Below are 15,941 nucleotides of genomic sequence, written 5' to 3' on the forward strand. Positions count from 1 at the left end.
GAACTCCCTATTCTGCCGGGCTGGCTGCTGGCTGTATGCGCCCGTCGCGCGGTGCGGGGCGTGCCGACACCACCGGCCGCAGGGCCCGCAACCGCAAGGCATTTGTCAACACCGATACAGACGAGAGCGCCATCGCGCCGGCAGCAAACATCGGAGACAAGAGCAATCCAAACGCAGGGTAGAGCACACCGGCCGCAATCGGAATGAGGGCGGTATTGTATCCAAATGCCCAGACCAGGTTCTGCCGAATGTTCCGCATGGTCCGCTTGGAGACCTCGACCGCATTGACCACTCCGCCGAGGTCGCCCGACATCAGAACCACATCCGCCGCGTCGATGGCGATGTCCGTTCCCGTGCCGATCGCGATACCGACATCCGCATTGGCCAGTGCCGGCGCGTCGTTGATCCCGTCACCGACAAACGCAACCGTCTGCCCCGGCCCCCTCAACTGATCGAGTGCGGCGACCTTGCCCGCGGGCAGCACGCCCGAGATCACCGTATCGATGCCAACATCCTGTGCCACCGCCTCGGCAGTTGCCTGCTTGTCGCCGGTGATCATCGCCACTCGCAGGCCAGTGGCGCGCAAGGCCGCGATGGCTGTTCGGCTCGTGGCTTTTACCGGATCCGCGACCACGAGGACAGCCGCCAGGCTTCCGTCAACAGCCGCAAACACAGTGGTTTTCCCCTGTGCCGCGAGAACTTGTGCCTTTTCAGCCAGGGCCACTGTCGCGATGTCATCGCGCGCCAGGTACCGATCCGTTCCGATAAGGACCTTGCGCCCGTCCACATCGGCGCGCACCCCCTCGCCGATCGTCGCCTCGAACCCCTCAACGGGTTTCAGCGCGCAGCTTTCCGCCTGTGCCGCCTGCACGATGGCTGCGGCAATCGGGTGCTCGGAGCGGGCCTCGACCGAGGCGACGAGGCTCAGCACCTCCGAACGCTCGGCCCCTTCCGCCAGAACGATCTGTGTCAGGCTGGGCCGCCCTTCTGTCACGGTCCCGGTCTTGTCGAGCGCCACGATATCCACATCGCTCAGGCGTTGCAGCGCGTCGCCCTTGCGAAACAAGATCCCCATTTCAGCAGCCCGACCGGTGCCGACCATGATCGAAGTCGGTGTGGCCAGCCCCATCGCGCAAGGGCACGCGATGATCAGCACGGATACGCCCGCAACAAGCGCAAGGGTCAGCGCAGGGTCCGGTCCAAACACCAGCCAGGCAAGAACGGTTACAAGGGCACACAGCAGAACGCCCGGCACGAACCATAGTGTCACCTTGTCCACGATGCCCTGAATGGGCAGTTTGGCTCCTTGCGCCTGTTCGACCATGCGTACGATCTGTGCCAGAACCGTCGCCTCGCCCACCCGCGTCGCGCGAAACGTCAGACTGCCCGTGCCGTTCAGCGTCCCTCCTGTGACCTCTTCTCCGGCAACTTTCGGAACCGGCAACGGTTCGCCCGTGATCATGCTTTCGTCGACTGAACTGACCCCGTCGAGGATCACGCCATCCACCGGAACGCGTGCACCGGGACGTACCAGAATTGTATCCCCCGCTCTGAGCGCGGCGATGTCCACCTCTTTCGGGGTGCCATCGTTCAGAACGATCGCTGTGGGCGTCTGCAAGCTCAACAAGGACCGAATGGCCGCGCCGGTGCGCCCCTTTGCCCGCGCTTCCAGAAGCCGCCCGACAAGGATCAATACGACGATCACGGCAGCTGCCTCGAAGTAAACGGCCCGAACATCCGAAGGCAGGATGGACGGCACAAAGGTCGCGATCACCGAATAGCCCCATGCGGCCCCTGTTCCGAGTGCGACGAGACTGTTCATGTCCGGTGCGCGGCGTACCAGCGCCGGTATCCCCTTGCGGTAGAAGACCTGCCCCGGCCCGATCAGGATCAGAGTCGTCAACAGGAACTGGATCACCCACGATGTCTGAAGACCGATCGACCCAGCGACAAGGTGATGAAAAGCGGGAAAGATATGTCCCCCCATCTCGAGCACGAAGACAGGCAGGGCAAGCGCTGAAGCAATGAAAACACTCTGCTTGAGTTCAGCGGCTTCTTCGGACTTCCGAACAGCTTGGGCATCGGAAGAGGTCCCCTGAACAACTGTCGCCGGATATCCCGCTTCTGTCAGACGTCGGGCCAGAGCCTCCGGCGTAACCGCACGCGCCACAAAGGTGACGACTGCTGTCTCCGTGGCAAGGTTCACCTGCACATCGCGCACGGTCGGATCAGACCGCAGCTTCTGCTCCACCCGCCCCACGCAAGAGGCGCAGGACATTTCAGAAACCTGAAGCGTCGCTGTTTCTGCGCGGGCAGGATAGCCCGCCGCATCAAGCGCTGCCAGCGCAGGCCCCAGCGCGTCCGGAGCGGCCAGAGAGAACGTGGCCGTCTCCGTCGCGAGGTTCACGACCGCCTCGGTCACGCCCGGCACGGTTTCGAGGGCACGGGTGGCCCGCCCGACGCAGGAGCCGCAGTTCAGCCCCTGCAAGGACAGTGTCAGGCTGTGGGTCAGAGCAGACATCTTTCGCATCCCGGTCTTGGAACACGCTGATATTAGTCCTTCCAGTCACTGGAAGGTCAACCAGCCGCACACCTGTTCCATCCACCTGCGCTGATTTGCGCAGGCGTTGCCCGTAAATGCATCGTTTGTTCGAACTTCGGCTCAGATCCGCAGGACGGTGACTGTCACGGGGGCATATCGCACGATCCGCCCGGCATTGGGGCCGAGAATACGCTCCGCAAGGTCCGGCTTGTGGGCGCCAACGACGATATGATCTGCATCGACCTTTCGCGACGCCTCAATTACCTCTTCATAGGCGGTGCCGACCTCGACAATGCACTGAACCTGCTCTCGGTCCGGCAGCACTTCCTCAGCCAATCCGTGAAGCGCCGCAAGGGCTGAGTGTTCGGCTTCCTTCAATGTTCCTTCCTTGAAGAAAGAGCCAACGAAGGACATTCCGTAATCCGGCAGCACAGTCATCAGGCTCAGCACGGCGCCGTCACGTTCCGCAAGACGTCCCGTTTCCCGCAAGAGTGTCCGCGCGTTGTCCATGTGTGTCAGGTCGACCGCCACGAGATAATGTGCGCTCATGCCAATGCCTCCGCTTCTTCCTTGGGTTGGCGACGGCGTTGCAGAAGGAAAACGCCAAGAACCAGCAACAGCGCAGGGATGTAGAATATCTCTTTCGGCATCCGGTCGGCGGGCACCTCAAGCTCGACAAGTTCCCAATCCCAATCGATGCCCAGCTGTTCGGCAGGTCCGCCAAAGGCCAGGTTGTCGACGAAGATCTTGCCGTCTTCGTCGCGGAACTCGATCCCCGAGGCGTTCAGCAACCGCGTGGCCCCATCTGGTCCGACCTCCCCGAGCGGCAGAAGGTACCTTGCGTCCACTTCATCCCCGTTCAGGTTCTCGCCGATCAACCGCACCCTGAGCGAGGCGTCCGCCGGCGCATCCTGCGCCATCTGGAACAACTCGGTTCCTGCCCGTGTTTCGAATTCGGGACTGAGTTGGTTCAGGAAATACCCCGGTTGGAACAGGATGAACGCAGCCAGAAGCAGCGCGGCGCTCTCGTAAATGCGCGATTTGACAATGAAGTAGTTCATCGTTCCCGCGGCAAACAGGAGCATCGCGATCAGCGCGAAGATAAACACGAAAATCGCCTGTACCGGCCCGACATCAATCAACAACAGGTCGGTGTTGAAGATGAACAGGAACGGCAGAAGGGCCGTACGGATCGAGTAGAAGAAGGCCTGAAACCCGGTCTTGAGCGGATCGCCCTTCGAAATGGCCGCTGCGGCAAAACTCGCAAGCCCGACAGGCGGCGTCACATCCGCCATGATCCCGAAGTAGAACACGAACATATGCACCGCCACGAGCGGCACGATCAGCCCGTTCTGTGCGCCGAGTTCCACGACGACCCCCGCCATGAGCGAACTGACAACGATGTAGTTGGCCGTCGTCGGCAGCCCCATCCCGAGGATGATGGAGATCACGGCGACAAAGAACAGCATCGCCAGCAGGTTGCCTCCCGACAGAAACTCTACGAACTCGGCCATGACCTGACCGATACCCGTCAGCGTGACCGCGCCCACGATAATGCCAGCAACGCCCATGGCGGCGGCCAGGCCGATCATGTTGCGCGCGCCTGCGATCATGCCCTCGGCGATGTCGGACACGCCCTCCCGGACATGGCGCATCACTTCACCCTGCTTGCGGAAGAACGCCTTCAGCGGATTCTGCGTGAACAGGATGAACAGCATGAACATCGTTGACCAGAACGCTGAGAGGCCGGGCGATTTCCGTTCGATCATCAGAAGGTACATGAGCAGCAGGATCGGCATCAGATAGTGGATGCCGGTCTTGAAGATCGTGCCGACGGACGGCAGGTGCTGCATCGTCTCAAGACTGGTTTCAAGGTCGGGCTGCTGCGCCGCAAAGCGGACGGCGGCGACATAGGCCACCATCATCAGCCCAAGGATCACCCAGATCGATGCGGCCCCGAACGCCGTGTTGATCGCGTCCACGGCAAAGCCGGTCAGGAACAGCAGTCCGCCGGCGATGACGATGGAAATCGCGATAATGAAAATAGCCATCAGGATGAACTTGACCGGATGGGTCTTGTCCGTGCCGGTCATGCCGGATTTCAGCGCCTCCAGATGGACGATGTAAACCAGCGCGACATAGGAGATGGCGGCGGGAACAATCGCGGTCTTGACCACTTCGACGTAGGAAATGCCGACATACTCGGTCATCAGGAACGCAACCGCCCCCATGACCGGTGGTGTAAGAACCCCGTTGATGGACGACGACACCTCCACCGCGCCCGCCTTGGTGGCGGGGAACCCGACCTTTTTCATCAGTGGGATCGTGAAGGTGCCGGTTGTCACCACATTGGCAATGGACGAGCCTGAGATCAGACCGGTGGCAGCCGACGCGATAACGGCGGCCTTGGCGGGCCCACCGCGCAGATGCCCCAGCGCCGCGAACGCCAGCTGCAGAAAGTAGTTCCCGGCACCCGCCTGATTGAGCAATGCGCCAAACAGAACGAACAGAAAGACAAAGCCTGATGAAACGCCAAGGGCGACGCCGAAGACACCTTCGGTCGTCAGCCACATGTGGCTCATCGCCTTTTCGAACGATGCGCCCTTCCACTGCACCACTTCGGGCAGACCCGACCATGAGCCGAAGAACACATAGGAAAGGAAAAACAGCGCCACCAGCATCAGCGGGATGCCCAGGGATCGACGCGCCGCCTCCATCAGGAGGATCAGGCCAATGCCGGCCATGATGATATCGGTCATGTTCGGCGCGCCGGTGCGGTCGGCAACACCGCGATAGTCCCACCAGAGGTAGGACGCAGAAATCGCACCGACGATCGCGATCAGCCAGGTGAGGTTCGGAATATGATGCCGGGGGGAGTTCTTACCCGCAGGAAAGGCGAGGAACGCCAAAAGCACAGCGAAGCCCAGATGGATTGCCCGCGTCTGGGTGTCGTTCCACACGAACCCGACCATGAACGGCAACGGGGATGCAATCCAGAGTTGATAGATCGACCAGACCAGCGGGATGTACCACAGCGCCGCGCGCCCGAACGCATCCTTCGGTGCCCGACCGCCCGTATCAGCGTCTGCAACGATATCGTCGAGCGCGTTGTCGCTCTTGGCTTGTGCTTCGGCCATGATGTCCCCCTGAATGGCGTTGGGTCCCCGGCGAGAGGTTTCGCCGAAGACCTTGATTTACCGGGGCAGGTTCAGACCTGCCGGGGGTGGATTACATCCAGCCGCGCTCTGTGTAGTATTTTGCCGCGCCGGGGTGCAGCGGAGCAGAGAGACCGTCCTTGATCATCTCTTCCTCTGTCAGGCGTCCAAAGGCCGGGTGCAGTTTCTTGAAGTCTTCGAAGTTCTCGAAGATCGCCTTCACGAGCACGTAGACCACCTCTTCGGAGGTGCTCATATCGGTCACGAAAGTGGCCTTTGGCCCCCAGGACATCACGTCGCTGTCGTTGCCCGGATACATGCCGCCGGGAATGGTGGCTGCCGCGTAGGCCGGATTGGAGGCCAGCACCTTGTCCATGCCCGATGTGCTCAGGTCCAGCAACTTGATATCGCAGGTAGAGGTGGCTTCCATCGTCGACCCGTTCGGCAGGCCAGCAGCCCAGATGGCTGCATCGATCTTGCCGTCGCAGAGCGCCGCGGACTGTTCGGAAGACTTCAACTCGGCAGCGAGCGAGAAGTCATCCGGCGTCACGCCTGCGGCTTCCATCAGAACACCGGCCAGAACACGCGTGCCGGACCCGGGGTTGCCGATGTTGACCCGCTTGCCCTTCATGTCCATCACGCTCTCGATGCCCGCATCGGCGCGCACCATCACGTGCATCGGTTCGGGGTGGACAGAGAAGACGGCGCGCAGCTCACCGTAAGGATCGTCGCCGTCAAAGGCGCGCACGCCTTCGATTGCCGCCGACTGTACGTCCGATTGCACAACGCCGAAATCCAGCTCGCCTTCGCGGATGGTGCGGGTGTTGTAGACCGACCCGCCAGTGGACTCGACCGAGCAGCGCACGCCGTGGTCCTTGCGGTCCTTGTTCACCAGACGGCAGATCGCGCCACCAGTTGGGTAGTATACGCCCGTGACACCGCCGGTGCCGATGGTGATGAACGTCGTCTCCGCATGCGCAGCCCCGCCAGCTACGGCGATGGCCGCTACGGCGGCAGTCGTTTTCAGTCTTGCAAACATGTGTAGTCTCCCTTGTTGCAATTGTTTTACTTGTCCAGCTCTTGTCTGAGCTTTTTTGTCTGGTCTTCTGTCGCGCGTATCCGCGCCTCGGCCTCGGGGCCCACGCGGGCAACCAAAAGCGACATTATCGTTTCGATCAACACCAAAGTGGCTACGTAGGAAGAGAAAAAATTGGCGGTCTCCGTTGGAAGTGCGAACGGATGGTCGGCAAAGGCCATCGCTGGCGAGGTCGGGCTGTCCGTCAGAACAACGGTCGCGAAGCCGTTGTCACGGGCAACGCGCAAGGCCCCAAGGGTCTGGTCGGCATATGGCGCCATGGTCAGGCCGATCACGGCATCGCCCGCCCGCATCTGTGCAAAAGACGCCGCGATTGATGCACCGCCGCGCCCTGCCCTGACCCAGTGTCTGGCGAAATACTGCGCCTGATACGAGAAATGATCCATGATACCCGCGGAGCCCAGCTCCCCGATCAACACAACCCTGTCGGCGGCATGCAAGGCATCCACCGCAGCTTCGAGACGCTCCGGTGCGACGGCTTGCGCCAGCACCGAGATGCTGTGCGTACAGATGGCGGATTGGCGGTTGAGCAAATGCCCGGCACTGCGATCTCCTTGCTGCAAAGCCCCTGCCCGTTCCGCGAACGGAACAAGACGCTGACCGACGGCGTTTCGACCCGCCTCGCGCAATTCCTCATAGTCAGCGTACCCCAGAACACGCGCGAGCCGCGAAAACGTCGCCGGGGACACACCGCTTGTCTGCGCGACCGCGCGTAATGACCGGGTTGCCAGGTCCACCGGATTGGCCGCCACATAGTCCGCCGCAGTGCGCAATTTCGCGCTCAAGCCGCCATACCTGGCGCTGATCCGGTCTTCGATACTTACAAAGGACTGGCCGACACTCATGAAACTGAATGTTTCAATCGTTTCCATTATTGTCAAGTGTCGAAACAAGTGTTTCATGGTGTGGCAACAGGAGGTGCTGTCATGACCGAGTCGCTGCCCGCACATGCATCCGTGGTCGTCATTGGTGGCGGGATCATGGGATGCTCCACGCTATACCATCTGGCCAAGATGGGTGTCTCGGATGCGATCCTGCTGGAACGCAACAAACTGACCTCTGGCACCACGTGGCATTCGGCGGCACAGGTTCGCGCACTGCGCCACTCGCGGAACCTGACACGGATGATCCAATACTCCGTCGACCTCTACGCACAGCTTGAGGCAGAGACGGGTCAATCCGTCGGCTGGATACAGAAAGGCTCGCTTTCGATCGCGACCAGACCTGACAGGCTGACGCATATCAAACGGCAGGAAGCGCTCGCGCATGCGTATGGGGTCGATGCCACGTCGATTTCACCGGCGGAGGCGAAAGAGCGCTGGCCGCTGATGAACGCCGCAGACGTGATCGGCGCCGTCTGGTCCCCCGAGGACGGGCGCGTCAGCCCGTCGGACGTTTGCGCAGCACTGGTAAAAGGGGCCAAGGCAGCCGGAGCGCGCATTTTCGAAGACACCGGTGTGACCGGCATCTTGACCCGCGATGGCCGTGTGTACGGGGTCGAGACGGCGCGGGGAGTTGTAACCTGCGATGCGGTGGCTCTGTGCGCGGGGCTCTGGTCGCGGGAGGTCGGTGCAATGGCCGGCGCAGAGGTGCCGCTGCTGGCTTGTGAGCATTTCTACCTGCTCACGAAACCTGTCGACGGGATCACCGGCAACATGCCCACGCTGTCGGATCACGACAATCACCTCTACATTCGCGATGACAGTGGCGGTTTGCTGGTAGGATGCTTCGAACTGATGGGCAAACCCATCGCGCCGGGCGTGCTGGGTCAGGATTTCGCGTTCGGCCTGCTCGGCGAGGATTGGGATCATTTCGAGCCAATGATGCTGAACGCGTTGCACCGCCTGCCCGCCCTTGAAACCGCCGAAGTCAAGATGCTGCTGAATGGCCCCGAAAGCTTCACTCCTGATGGCACGTTCATGCTTGGCGAGACGGCAGAAACGCGCGGACTTTTTCTGGGCTGCGGGATGAATTCCGTCGGGATCGCGTCGGGCGGCGGCGCGGGCATGAACCTCGCGCACTGTATTGTCTATGGACACACAGCCTATGACCTGACAGAGGCCGACGCCAAACGCTTTGCGCCGGTGTTCAACTCGGTCGATCACCTGATGGCGCGCGCGCCGGAAATTCTGGGGACGCATTACGAGATCGCATATCCGGGCCGGCAACTGACCACCGCGCGCGGCTTGCGGACCCTGCCCCTCCATGCCGAGTATCGGGCTGCGCATGCGGAGTTCGGGCAGGTCTACGGCTGGGAACGGCCTTTGTATTTCGGCGGAACGGCCTCGCCCGAACCAAGCTTCGATCGACCGGACTGGTTCGATAAGGTCCGAGCCGAGGTGCGCGCCGCCCATGAAGGCGCGGCAATTTTCGACGCCTCTTGTTTTGGCAAGATCGATGTCGCCGGTCCGGACGCCGAACCCTTCCTGCTAAGGGTCTGTGCCGGGCACATGGGGCGCGCCCCGGGGTCTGTCATTTATACCGCCATGCTGAACCCTCGCGGCACGTTTCAATCCGATCTGACGGCGCAAAGGCTTTCCACCGATCACTACCGCCTGTTTGTCGGTACCAACGCGATAAAGCGGGATCTGGCGTGGCTGCGTGATCATTCGGACGGGTTCGACGTTGTCTTGCGCGATACGACCGAAGACCACGCGGTGCTGAACCTGATGGGGCCTGAAAGCGCGCGCATTGCGTCCGTCTGCGGTGCCGAAACGCTGAATGATCTTGGGTACTTCAAGCTGATCCAGTCCGAGGTTGCGGATGTGCCGGTTACGGCGGCGCGTCTGTCTTATGTTGGCGAAGCCGGGTGGGAGTTGACCTGTGCCGCAGGCGATGCGCGCAAGCTGTACGCGGCGTTGACCCGTGCCGGGGCAGTTCCGGCAGGGCTTTACGCGCAAACCTCGATGCGGATCGAAAAGGGTTTCTGCGCAATGGGTCACGAGCTTGACAGTGACGTAACGCCCATTGCCGCCGGACTTGGTTTTGCAACACGAAAGACTGGTGGGTTTATCGGGGCCGAAGCCCTCGACGAAGCGCGCAAAGCCGGTGCATCTGCAAAGGTCTTTTCCCTGACATTCAAAGACCGCTCAGCCGTTCCGCTCGGCCATGAACCGATTTACGCGGACGGACAGATCGTCGGCCAAACCACGTCTTGTGCCTATGGGCACAGGGTGGATGCACCGATCGCGCTGGCACATGGCGTGAGGCTTTCCGACCAGCAAGAGGTTCAGGTCGACATCGCCCGGCGAATGTTTGCGGCAACCGTCACGGTCGGGCCATTGTTCGACCCCGATGGCACGCGGATGAAACGGGTTTTCGCATGATCATGATTGCCCCCACGGGTGCGAGAAAGACAAAGCGGGACCATCCCGGCTTGCCCATCAGCATTGCCGAAACCGTCGAGGCGACGCGCGCCTGCGTTGCGGCCGGGGCGGATGCGCTGCACCTGCACGTCCGCAACGGGGCAGGACACCATTCCCTCGACATCGGCCTCTACAAGGAGGCGTTGGCAGAAGTGCAAGCAACGCTCCCGCGCCTGCCCGTTCAGGTGACGACCGAGGCCGCAGGGGTTTTTGACGTGGCCGCGCAACTGGCCGTCATTCGCGACCTGAAACCCGATTGGGCCTCTGTCGCGTTGCGAGAGGTCGCGGCGGAACCGGAACTGGCCAGAACACTGTACGAAACGGCCGCGGATCAGGGCACCGAACTCCAGCATATCATCTATGACGAAGCGGACGCAGCCCTGCTCGCAGCGCATCAACGCGGCGGGCTGCTGACCGAAGACGCCAGTGTCATACTGGTTCTCGGGCGATATGCGCAGGACTTTCAATCCGATCCCGCGGATTTGCCCGCGCTGCGGGCCACCCTGCCCCCGGTTGGCAAGTGGATGCTGTGCGCCTTCGGGCGCAACGAGCATGCATGCCTGCGCGCAGCCGCAAGACTTGGCGGCGATATGCGGGTTGGTTTCGAGAACTCCCATACAGACGCGGACGGCGTGGCTTGGCCCGACATGGCAAGCTCGGTCAAGGCACTCCGCAACAGCCTGGAGGCTGCAGAATGATCCTGGTCAGACCCATTGCACAGGCGGCGGAAGCCGCGCCACTTCTGCGCATTTTGCGAGACAAACTCGATACGCCGACCTTCGAGGCGCGTCTGACCGCCGCTGTTGCGCAAGGCTACAAGGTTGTGGCTGCGTTTGACGGGCATCAGATGATCGGCGCGCTGGGGTACAGGATCACGTCCGATCTGTGCTGGGGGCGCACGCTCTATATCGATGATCTGGTCGTGGACCCCGGCGCGCGCGGCAAAGGCACCGGTCGGCGGTTGCTTGAAGAAGCGCACTCTCTGGCCAAAGGCTGTGATACGATGCGGCTGTGCAGCGGGCTTTCCCGGCATGATGCACACCGCTTTTACGAGGCAAACGGCTTTGATCGTTTCAGCCTCCAGTTCGTCGCAAGGATGGAAGGGTAATCCGATGTCCCATGTCTTTCCGCGCCACACGCGCAACCTGCCGCCAATGGCCGTACGTGGTGAAGGTTGCTACCTTTATGACGAGAGCGGCAAAGCGTATCTGGACGGCTCGGGCGGCGCGGCAGTGTCCTGCCTCGGCCATGGTGACCCGGATGTGATCGGCGCGGTTCAGGCGCAAGTCGGCGCTTTGGCCTTTGCCCATACCGGTTTTTTCACGTCTGAGCCTGCTGAGGCATTGGCCGACCTGTTGGTGGCACACGCCCCGGGCGCGGTGGACCGGGTGTATTTCGTCTCGGGCGGATCTGAAGCGACGGAAGCCGCGATCAAGCTCGCACGCCAGTTCTTTGTGGAAACCGGTCAACCCGAACGCCGTCACCTGATCGCACGCAAGCAAAGCTATCATGGCAACACCCTCGGGGCGCTTGCGGCGGGTGGAAACGAATGGCGCAGGGCCCAGTTTGCACCGCTGCTGATCGACGTGACCCACATTGCCCCTTGCTACGAATATGTTTTGCGAGACGACGATGAAAGCGCCTTTGACTACGGTCAGCGCGCGGCCGGGGAGTTGGAGGCGGAGATCCTGCGTCTCGGACCGGAAACAGTGATGGCGTTCATGGCGGAACCAGTCGTGGGCGCGACGCTTGGCGCGGTGCCTGCGGTGGAGGGGTACTTCAAACGTATTCGTGAGATCTGCGACCGCTACGGCGTCTTGCTGATCCTAGACGAAGTGATGTGCGGGATGGGGCGCACCGGACACCTGTTCGCATGCGAGGCCGACGGGATCGCTCCTGACATTCTGTGCATAGCAAAAGGTCTGGGTGCGGGTTATCAGCCGATCGGCGCAATGCTCTGTAGCAAGCAGATTTACGAAACGATTGAGGCCGGGACCGGGCTGTTCCAGCATGGGCACACTTACCTGGGCCATCCGGTTGCCGCCGCCGCAGGACATGCCGTTGTCAACAAGCTGCTCGACCAAGACCTCGTAAGCCGCGCCCGAGATCAGGGGGAGAAGCTTGCCGCCGCTCTAAGCGCCCGGTTCGGCCAACACCCGCATGTGGGCGACATGCGCGGGCGCGGGCTGTTTCAGGGGCTGGAACTGGTCGAAGACCGCGAAGCGAAAACACCTTTCGATCCCGGCCGCAGGCTGGCGGGCAAGATCAAATCTGCGGCTTTCGAGGCCGGGTTGATCTGTTACCCGATGGCCGGCACGCGCGACGGCAAATCCGGTGATCACGTGCTGCTAGCCCCGCCTTTCATCATCTCGAACGACCAGATCGGCGAGCTTGTGGACAAGCTGGACAGCGCGTTCAGGACCGCGCTGTCGCAGTGAGAAAGCCTCAGGCGACTTCCAGCGCCGCTTCTCGGGCAAGGCGCGGGATCGCGGTGCGGCTGATCCCGAGGTCCGTCAGGTCACGTTCGGACATGTAGTTGAGTTCCGCAGTGACCTGTCGCACGACTGCACGACGGCGCAGAAACAAGGAAATAGCGGAGCGGGTGGCTGCAAGACGGGCCATAGCGGTAAATCCCTTGAACGGACGCAGGTCGCACCGTGCGACTGCGGTCGCTGCATGATCTACGTCTTCGCTGCACCTGCACAAGCGCTGGAATCGGCAATGCTGCCATGCAGAAAATTCAAGGCTCCACGCGGCGGTTAATCCGCTTCGCGCGCCATGATCCAGCTGTGGTCGGGATGGGTCTTGAACCGCCACTTGCGGCGCGGCCCGGCCATAACGTTGAGGTAATACATCTCGTACCCGTATGGCGCGCCACAAGGGTGGTGGCCGCGCGGAACGAGCACCACATCGTGGTCTGACACCGCAATGGTTTCATCAAGGCTCCCGTCTTCGGTAAACACCCGCTGCACACCAAAACCCTGCGCGGGATTCAGGCGGTGATAATAGGTCTCCTCCAGATAGGTGATGTTCGGATAGTCGTCCTCGTCATGGCGATGGGGCGGGTACGAAGACCAGTGCCCGGACGGTGTGAACACCTCTGTCACAAGCAAGCTGTCGGCAACGTCACGATCCTCCATCGCGATATTATGAATGAAACGGGTGTTGGTGCCCTTGCCTCGTTCGGTCAGATGAATACCCGCGGGACCGATGATCTGGGCCAGATGTGCGCCCTGCCCCGGTGCCGAGCATACGGCAAGCGTGCAATCGGTTTCGGCGCGGGCCAACCACTCACAGCCCGGCGGAGCGTAGGCACAATGCGGCGGCGTGCGTTCAAATACGTTCATTCGCGCGCCCATGACCCCGAAATCCTGACCGCCGGCTGCCATCTGGGCTTTCCCTTCTATCAGAACAAGGATGACTTCGCGCGTGCCCGTGCTTGATGAAACAGTCTCACCCGGCTGCATCCGGTGCAGATCGAAGCCGACATACTCCCATCCCGCGACCTCGGGCGTGATGGCATGGACGTGGCCCTGCGTGCCGGTTGGGGACCTCTTCAGATGTGACATCGAAACCCTCTAGAAGTCGAATGACGGTGCTCAGCGTCTTTCATCCAAGTCGAACGCGACGAAGAACTGGTACCCAACATAAGCGCAGATCCCGGCAGCCAGCGCTGCCCAGTAAGGGCTGCCGTAGACAAGTTCGACGATGATCCAGAGCACCATCACAGCACTCGTCAGCACCCGACGCCAGAGGGGTTTGAAGAAAGGTATCCGCACATCAAGCGCCGGGTGTCGGCGGCGGCGCGCAGATGAGGTGTCATGTTCCTTGGTCATGTGCCACACCCGCACGTCATACAGTTCCGCCAAGTGACCCTTCGAGCGTTGCAAGCTCCTGCCCGCCAGCCATCATGTCCTGCAACTCGTCCGGCGTGATCTGTCCGCGTTGGGCGGTTCCGAGGGTCTTGCCTCGGTTGAGCACCGTGAACCTGTCTCCCACGGCCATCGCGTGACGCACATTGTGCGTGATGAAAACCACGGCGATGTCCTGCTTGCGGACCCGGTCAATCGTGGCCAGCACATTCGAGGTCTGGCGCACACCGAGCGCCGAGGTCGGTTCATCGAGGATCAGCACCTTGGCGCCGAAATGCACCGCGCGGGCAATTGCAACCGTCTGGCGTTCTCCGCCCGACAGAGTGCCGACTGCCTGGTCCGGCCCGCGCAGGTTTATGCCCATCGTGCGCATCTCTTCCATGGTCACGCGGTCCGCGTATTCATGGTCGAAGAACGGAATGCCAAGACGCGTTTTCGTGGGTTCGTTCCCCATGAAGAAATTGCGGCTGACGGACATGAGCGGGATCATCGCGAGATGCTGATGCACCGTCGCAATCCCGGCTGCAATCGCATCGCGCGGATCGTCGAAATGCATTGGCTTGCCTTCGAAGATGATCTCTCCGTGGGTGGGCTTGTGCACGCCGGACATCGTCTTGATGAAGGTCGATTTGCCCGCTCCGTTATCGCCGAGCAGGCAGTGACATTCACCCGGATACACGTCCACCGACACCCCAGCCAGCGCGATGACCGAGCCGAAGTGCTTTTCGATGTCCTTCATGCGGATGATCGGTTCGTGAATGGATCGCGTGTTCATCTTACCGCTCCCCCGTGATCATGCGCCGGATGTAGGTGTTCAGCACGACCGCGCCCAAGAGGATCACGCCAAGGAACACTCGAAACAGGCTCGATTCGACCCCGGCAAAGAACAGCCCTTGCTGGACGACCCCGAAGATCAGGGCGCCAAGGGCGGCGCCAATCACCGACCCGTAGCCCCCGGTGAGCAATGCGCCGCCGATCACGACGGCGATGATGGCCTCGAACTCCTTCAAAAGCCCGCGATCCGCGCCAGCGGAACCGAATTCCATCACCTGGCAAACGGCAAACACGGTCGCGCAGAACGCGGTAAACATGAACATCAGAATCTTGACTTGGCTAACCGGCACACCGGAATTTCGCGCCGCCTCCGCATCCCCGCCGGCTGCAAAAATCCAGTTTCCGAACTTTGTTCGCGTCAGCAGCACGTGTCCGAAGATGATCAGGATCAGCGCCCAGACCACCAGCATCGGCACTCCGTCGATCACCGCCTGCCCCGCGCGATTGCCGCGGGTGAACGTATCGATCAAGCCGGCGTCCGCCAGCCACTGGAAGATACCGCCCCCGATTTTCCCGCCAAAGATCGGGGCAAGCCAGTCGCCCTCTGCGGCATCGCGAATACCGCCAATGATCGTTTTGCTTTCGATTGTTTGGGGAATGTAAATCGTGAAGCCGCGCAGGATGAAAAGGAATGCGAGCGTCACGATGAAACTTGGCAGCCCGGTCCGGATCACGATCCAGCCGTTGAGGGCCCCGATCGAAATGCAAAGCGCAAAGGTGATCAGGATCGCGATCCACATCGGCCATCCAAGCACGACACCGAATACCGCGACCATCATTCCGGCAAAACCGATCATGGAGCCGACAGAAAGGTCGAACTCACCTGCGATCATCAAGAGGCATGCGCCGACGGCAATGATCATGAATTGCGCCGACACGACGGTCCAGTTCATGATGCCCTGCGGCGCGAACATGCCGCTGTCAAAAGCAGTGAGCAAGAAGAATACGAAGACGATAACGGTGCCGCACATGCCACCCAGTTCGGGGCGGATCAGGGCCCGGCGCCAAGCTGGTATGGCCTTGACTCGTTCGTCGTCCCCGCTTGTGGCCAGATCAGCCATCTCGGGTCCTCCGGGT

Annotated in this window: 14 protein-coding genes; 4 read left to right on the top strand and 10 right to left on the bottom strand. The window is 61.5% G+C overall.

The genetic code is table 11. The features are described from left to right. Window positions 1–7 precede the first annotated feature (7 nt). The 5 genes from ACP15N_RS16230 to ACP15N_RS16250 all read right to left on the bottom strand — a co-directional run bounded on the left by ACP15N_RS16230 (window position 8) and on the right by ACP15N_RS16250 (window position 7,665). Window positions 8–2,521 (bottom strand): heavy metal translocating P-type ATPase, encoded by a 2,514-nt coding sequence (locus ACP15N_RS16230; protein ID WP_425093377.1) that lies wholly within the window; start codon window positions 2,519–2,521, stop codon window positions 8–10. A gap of 141 nt (window positions 2,522–2,662) precedes the next feature. Next, window positions 2,663–3,091, bottom strand: coding sequence for a universal stress protein (locus tag ACP15N_RS16235; RefSeq protein WP_425093379.1), 429 nt, complete (start codon window positions 3,089–3,091; stop codon window positions 2,663–2,665). After that, window positions 3,088–5,679 (bottom strand): TRAP transporter permease, encoded by a 2,592-nt coding sequence (locus ACP15N_RS16240; protein ID WP_425093380.1) that lies wholly within the window; start codon window positions 5,677–5,679, stop codon window positions 3,088–3,090. Before ACP15N_RS16240 ends, ACP15N_RS16235 begins: the two co-directional genes overlap by 4 nt. Window positions 5,680–5,770: 91 nt before the next feature. Beyond that, window positions 5,771–6,736, bottom strand: coding sequence for a TAXI family TRAP transporter solute-binding subunit (locus ACP15N_RS16245; protein ID WP_425093381.1), 966 nt, complete (start codon window positions 6,734–6,736; stop codon window positions 5,771–5,773). Between the two features lie 26 nt (window positions 6,737–6,762). Next, complete coding sequence (locus ACP15N_RS16250; RefSeq protein ID WP_425093382.1) at window positions 6,763–7,665, bottom strand: MurR/RpiR family transcriptional regulator; 903 nt, start codon at window positions 7,663–7,665, stop codon at window positions 6,763–6,765. A gap of 54 nt (window positions 7,666–7,719) precedes the next feature. On the opposite strand from ACP15N_RS16250, the gene ACP15N_RS16255 reads away from it, so the two are divergent. Genes ACP15N_RS16255 through ACP15N_RS16270 form a run of 4 tightly spaced genes read left to right on the top strand, consistent with a single transcriptional unit; the run spans window position 7,720 to window position 12,596 of the window. Then, window positions 7,720–10,119 carry a GcvT family protein gene (locus ACP15N_RS16255; RefSeq protein WP_425093383.1) on the top strand — a complete coding sequence of 800 codons (2,400 nt, stop codon included), beginning with the start codon at window positions 7,720–7,722 and terminating at the stop codon, window positions 10,117–10,119. Between the two features lie 50 nt (window positions 10,120–10,169). Beyond that, window positions 10,170–10,856, top strand: a complete 687-nt coding sequence (locus ACP15N_RS16260; protein WP_425093384.1) for a 3-keto-5-aminohexanoate cleavage protein — start codon at window positions 10,170–10,172, stop codon at window positions 10,854–10,856. Beyond that, on the top strand, window positions 10,853–11,266 hold the full coding sequence (locus tag ACP15N_RS16265; RefSeq protein WP_425093385.1) for a GNAT family N-acetyltransferase: 414 nt from the start codon (window positions 10,853–10,855) through the stop codon (window positions 11,264–11,266). Before ACP15N_RS16260 ends, ACP15N_RS16265 begins: the two co-directional genes overlap by 4 nt. A gap of 4 nt (window positions 11,267–11,270) precedes the next feature. Further along, entirely contained in the window at window positions 11,271–12,596 is a 1,326-nt protein-coding gene (locus ACP15N_RS16270) for an aspartate aminotransferase family protein (RefSeq protein ID WP_425093386.1), read from the top strand. A gap of 7 nt (window positions 12,597–12,603) precedes the next feature. Here ACP15N_RS16270 and ACP15N_RS16275 read toward each other — a convergent pair whose 3' ends face one another. The 5 genes from ACP15N_RS16275 to ACP15N_RS16295 all read right to left on the bottom strand — a co-directional run bounded on the left by ACP15N_RS16275 (window position 12,604) and on the right by ACP15N_RS16295 (window position 15,925). Continuing rightward, the gene (locus tag ACP15N_RS16275) at window positions 12,604–12,780 is read right to left on the bottom strand and encodes a DUF1127 domain-containing protein (protein WP_425093387.1); all 177 of its coding nucleotides are present in this window, start codon (window positions 12,778–12,780) and stop codon (window positions 12,604–12,606) included. Window positions 12,781–12,917: 137 nt separating this feature from the next. Next, window positions 12,918–13,727 (bottom strand): 5-deoxy-glucuronate isomerase, encoded by an 810-nt coding sequence (gene iolB, locus ACP15N_RS16280; RefSeq protein WP_425093388.1) that lies wholly within the window; start codon window positions 13,725–13,727, stop codon window positions 12,918–12,920. 30 nt (window positions 13,728–13,757) lie between these two features. Further along, window positions 13,758–14,027 (bottom strand): hypothetical protein, encoded by a 270-nt coding sequence (locus ACP15N_RS16285; RefSeq protein WP_425093389.1) that lies wholly within the window; start codon window positions 14,025–14,027, stop codon window positions 13,758–13,760. Continuing rightward, window positions 14,011–14,805, bottom strand: a complete 795-nt coding sequence (locus tag ACP15N_RS16290; protein WP_425093390.1) for an ATP-binding cassette domain-containing protein — start codon at window positions 14,803–14,805, stop codon at window positions 14,011–14,013. The genes ACP15N_RS16285 and ACP15N_RS16290 overlap by 17 nt, the downstream gene beginning before the upstream one ends. A 1-nt stretch (window position 14,806) precedes the next feature. Continuing rightward, the gene (locus tag ACP15N_RS16295; protein ID WP_425093391.1) at window positions 14,807–15,925 is read right to left on the bottom strand and encodes an ABC transporter permease; all 1,119 of its coding nucleotides are present in this window, start codon (window positions 15,923–15,925) and stop codon (window positions 14,807–14,809) included. Between the last annotated feature and the right edge of the window lie 16 nt (window positions 15,926–15,941).

The sequence above is a fragment of the Tropicimonas sp. S265A genome (genome assembly GCF_049800835.1).
Classification (GTDB): domain Bacteria; phylum Pseudomonadota; class Alphaproteobacteria; order Rhodobacterales; family Rhodobacteraceae; genus Dinoroseobacter.

Bases quoted from the DNA above. Each gene is read 5' to 3' on its own strand.
- ACP15N_RS16230 (WP_425093377.1), bottom strand. From the start codon at position 2,521: ATGTCTGCTCTGACCCACAGCCTGACACTGTCCTTGCAGGGGCTGAAC.
- ACP15N_RS16290 (WP_425093390.1), bottom strand. From the start codon at position 14,805: ATGAACACGCGATCCATTCACGAACCGATCATCCGCATGAAGGACATC.
- ACP15N_RS16275 (WP_425093387.1), bottom strand. From the start codon at position 12,780: ATGGCCCGTCTTGCAGCCACCCGCTCCGCTATTTCCTTGTTTCTGCGC.
- ACP15N_RS16250 (WP_425093382.1), bottom strand. From the start codon at position 7,665: ATGGAAACGATTGAAACATTCAGTTTCATGAGTGTCGGCCAGTCCTTT.
- ACP15N_RS16270 (WP_425093386.1), top strand. From the start codon at position 11,271: ATGTCCCATGTCTTTCCGCGCCACACGCGCAACCTGCCGCCAATGGCC.
- iolB (WP_425093388.1), bottom strand. From the start codon at position 13,727: ATGTCACATCTGAAGAGGTCCCCAACCGGCACGCAGGGCCACGTCCAT.
- ACP15N_RS16235 (WP_425093379.1), bottom strand. From the start codon at position 3,091: ATGAGCGCACATTATCTCGTGGCGGTCGACCTGACACACATGGACAAC.
- ACP15N_RS16255 (WP_425093383.1), top strand. From the start codon at position 7,720: ATGACCGAGTCGCTGCCCGCACATGCATCCGTGGTCGTCATTGGTGGC.
- ACP15N_RS16240 (WP_425093380.1), bottom strand. From the start codon at position 5,679: ATGGCCGAAGCACAAGCCAAGAGCGACAACGCGCTCGACGATATCGTT.
- ACP15N_RS16265 (WP_425093385.1), top strand. From the start codon at position 10,853: ATGATCCTGGTCAGACCCATTGCACAGGCGGCGGAAGCCGCGCCACTT.
- ACP15N_RS16245 (WP_425093381.1), bottom strand. From the start codon at position 6,736: ATGTTTGCAAGACTGAAAACGACTGCCGCCGTAGCGGCCATCGCCGTA.
- ACP15N_RS16295 (WP_425093391.1), bottom strand. From the start codon at position 15,925: ATGGCTGATCTGGCCACAAGCGGGGACGACGAACGAGTCAAGGCCATA.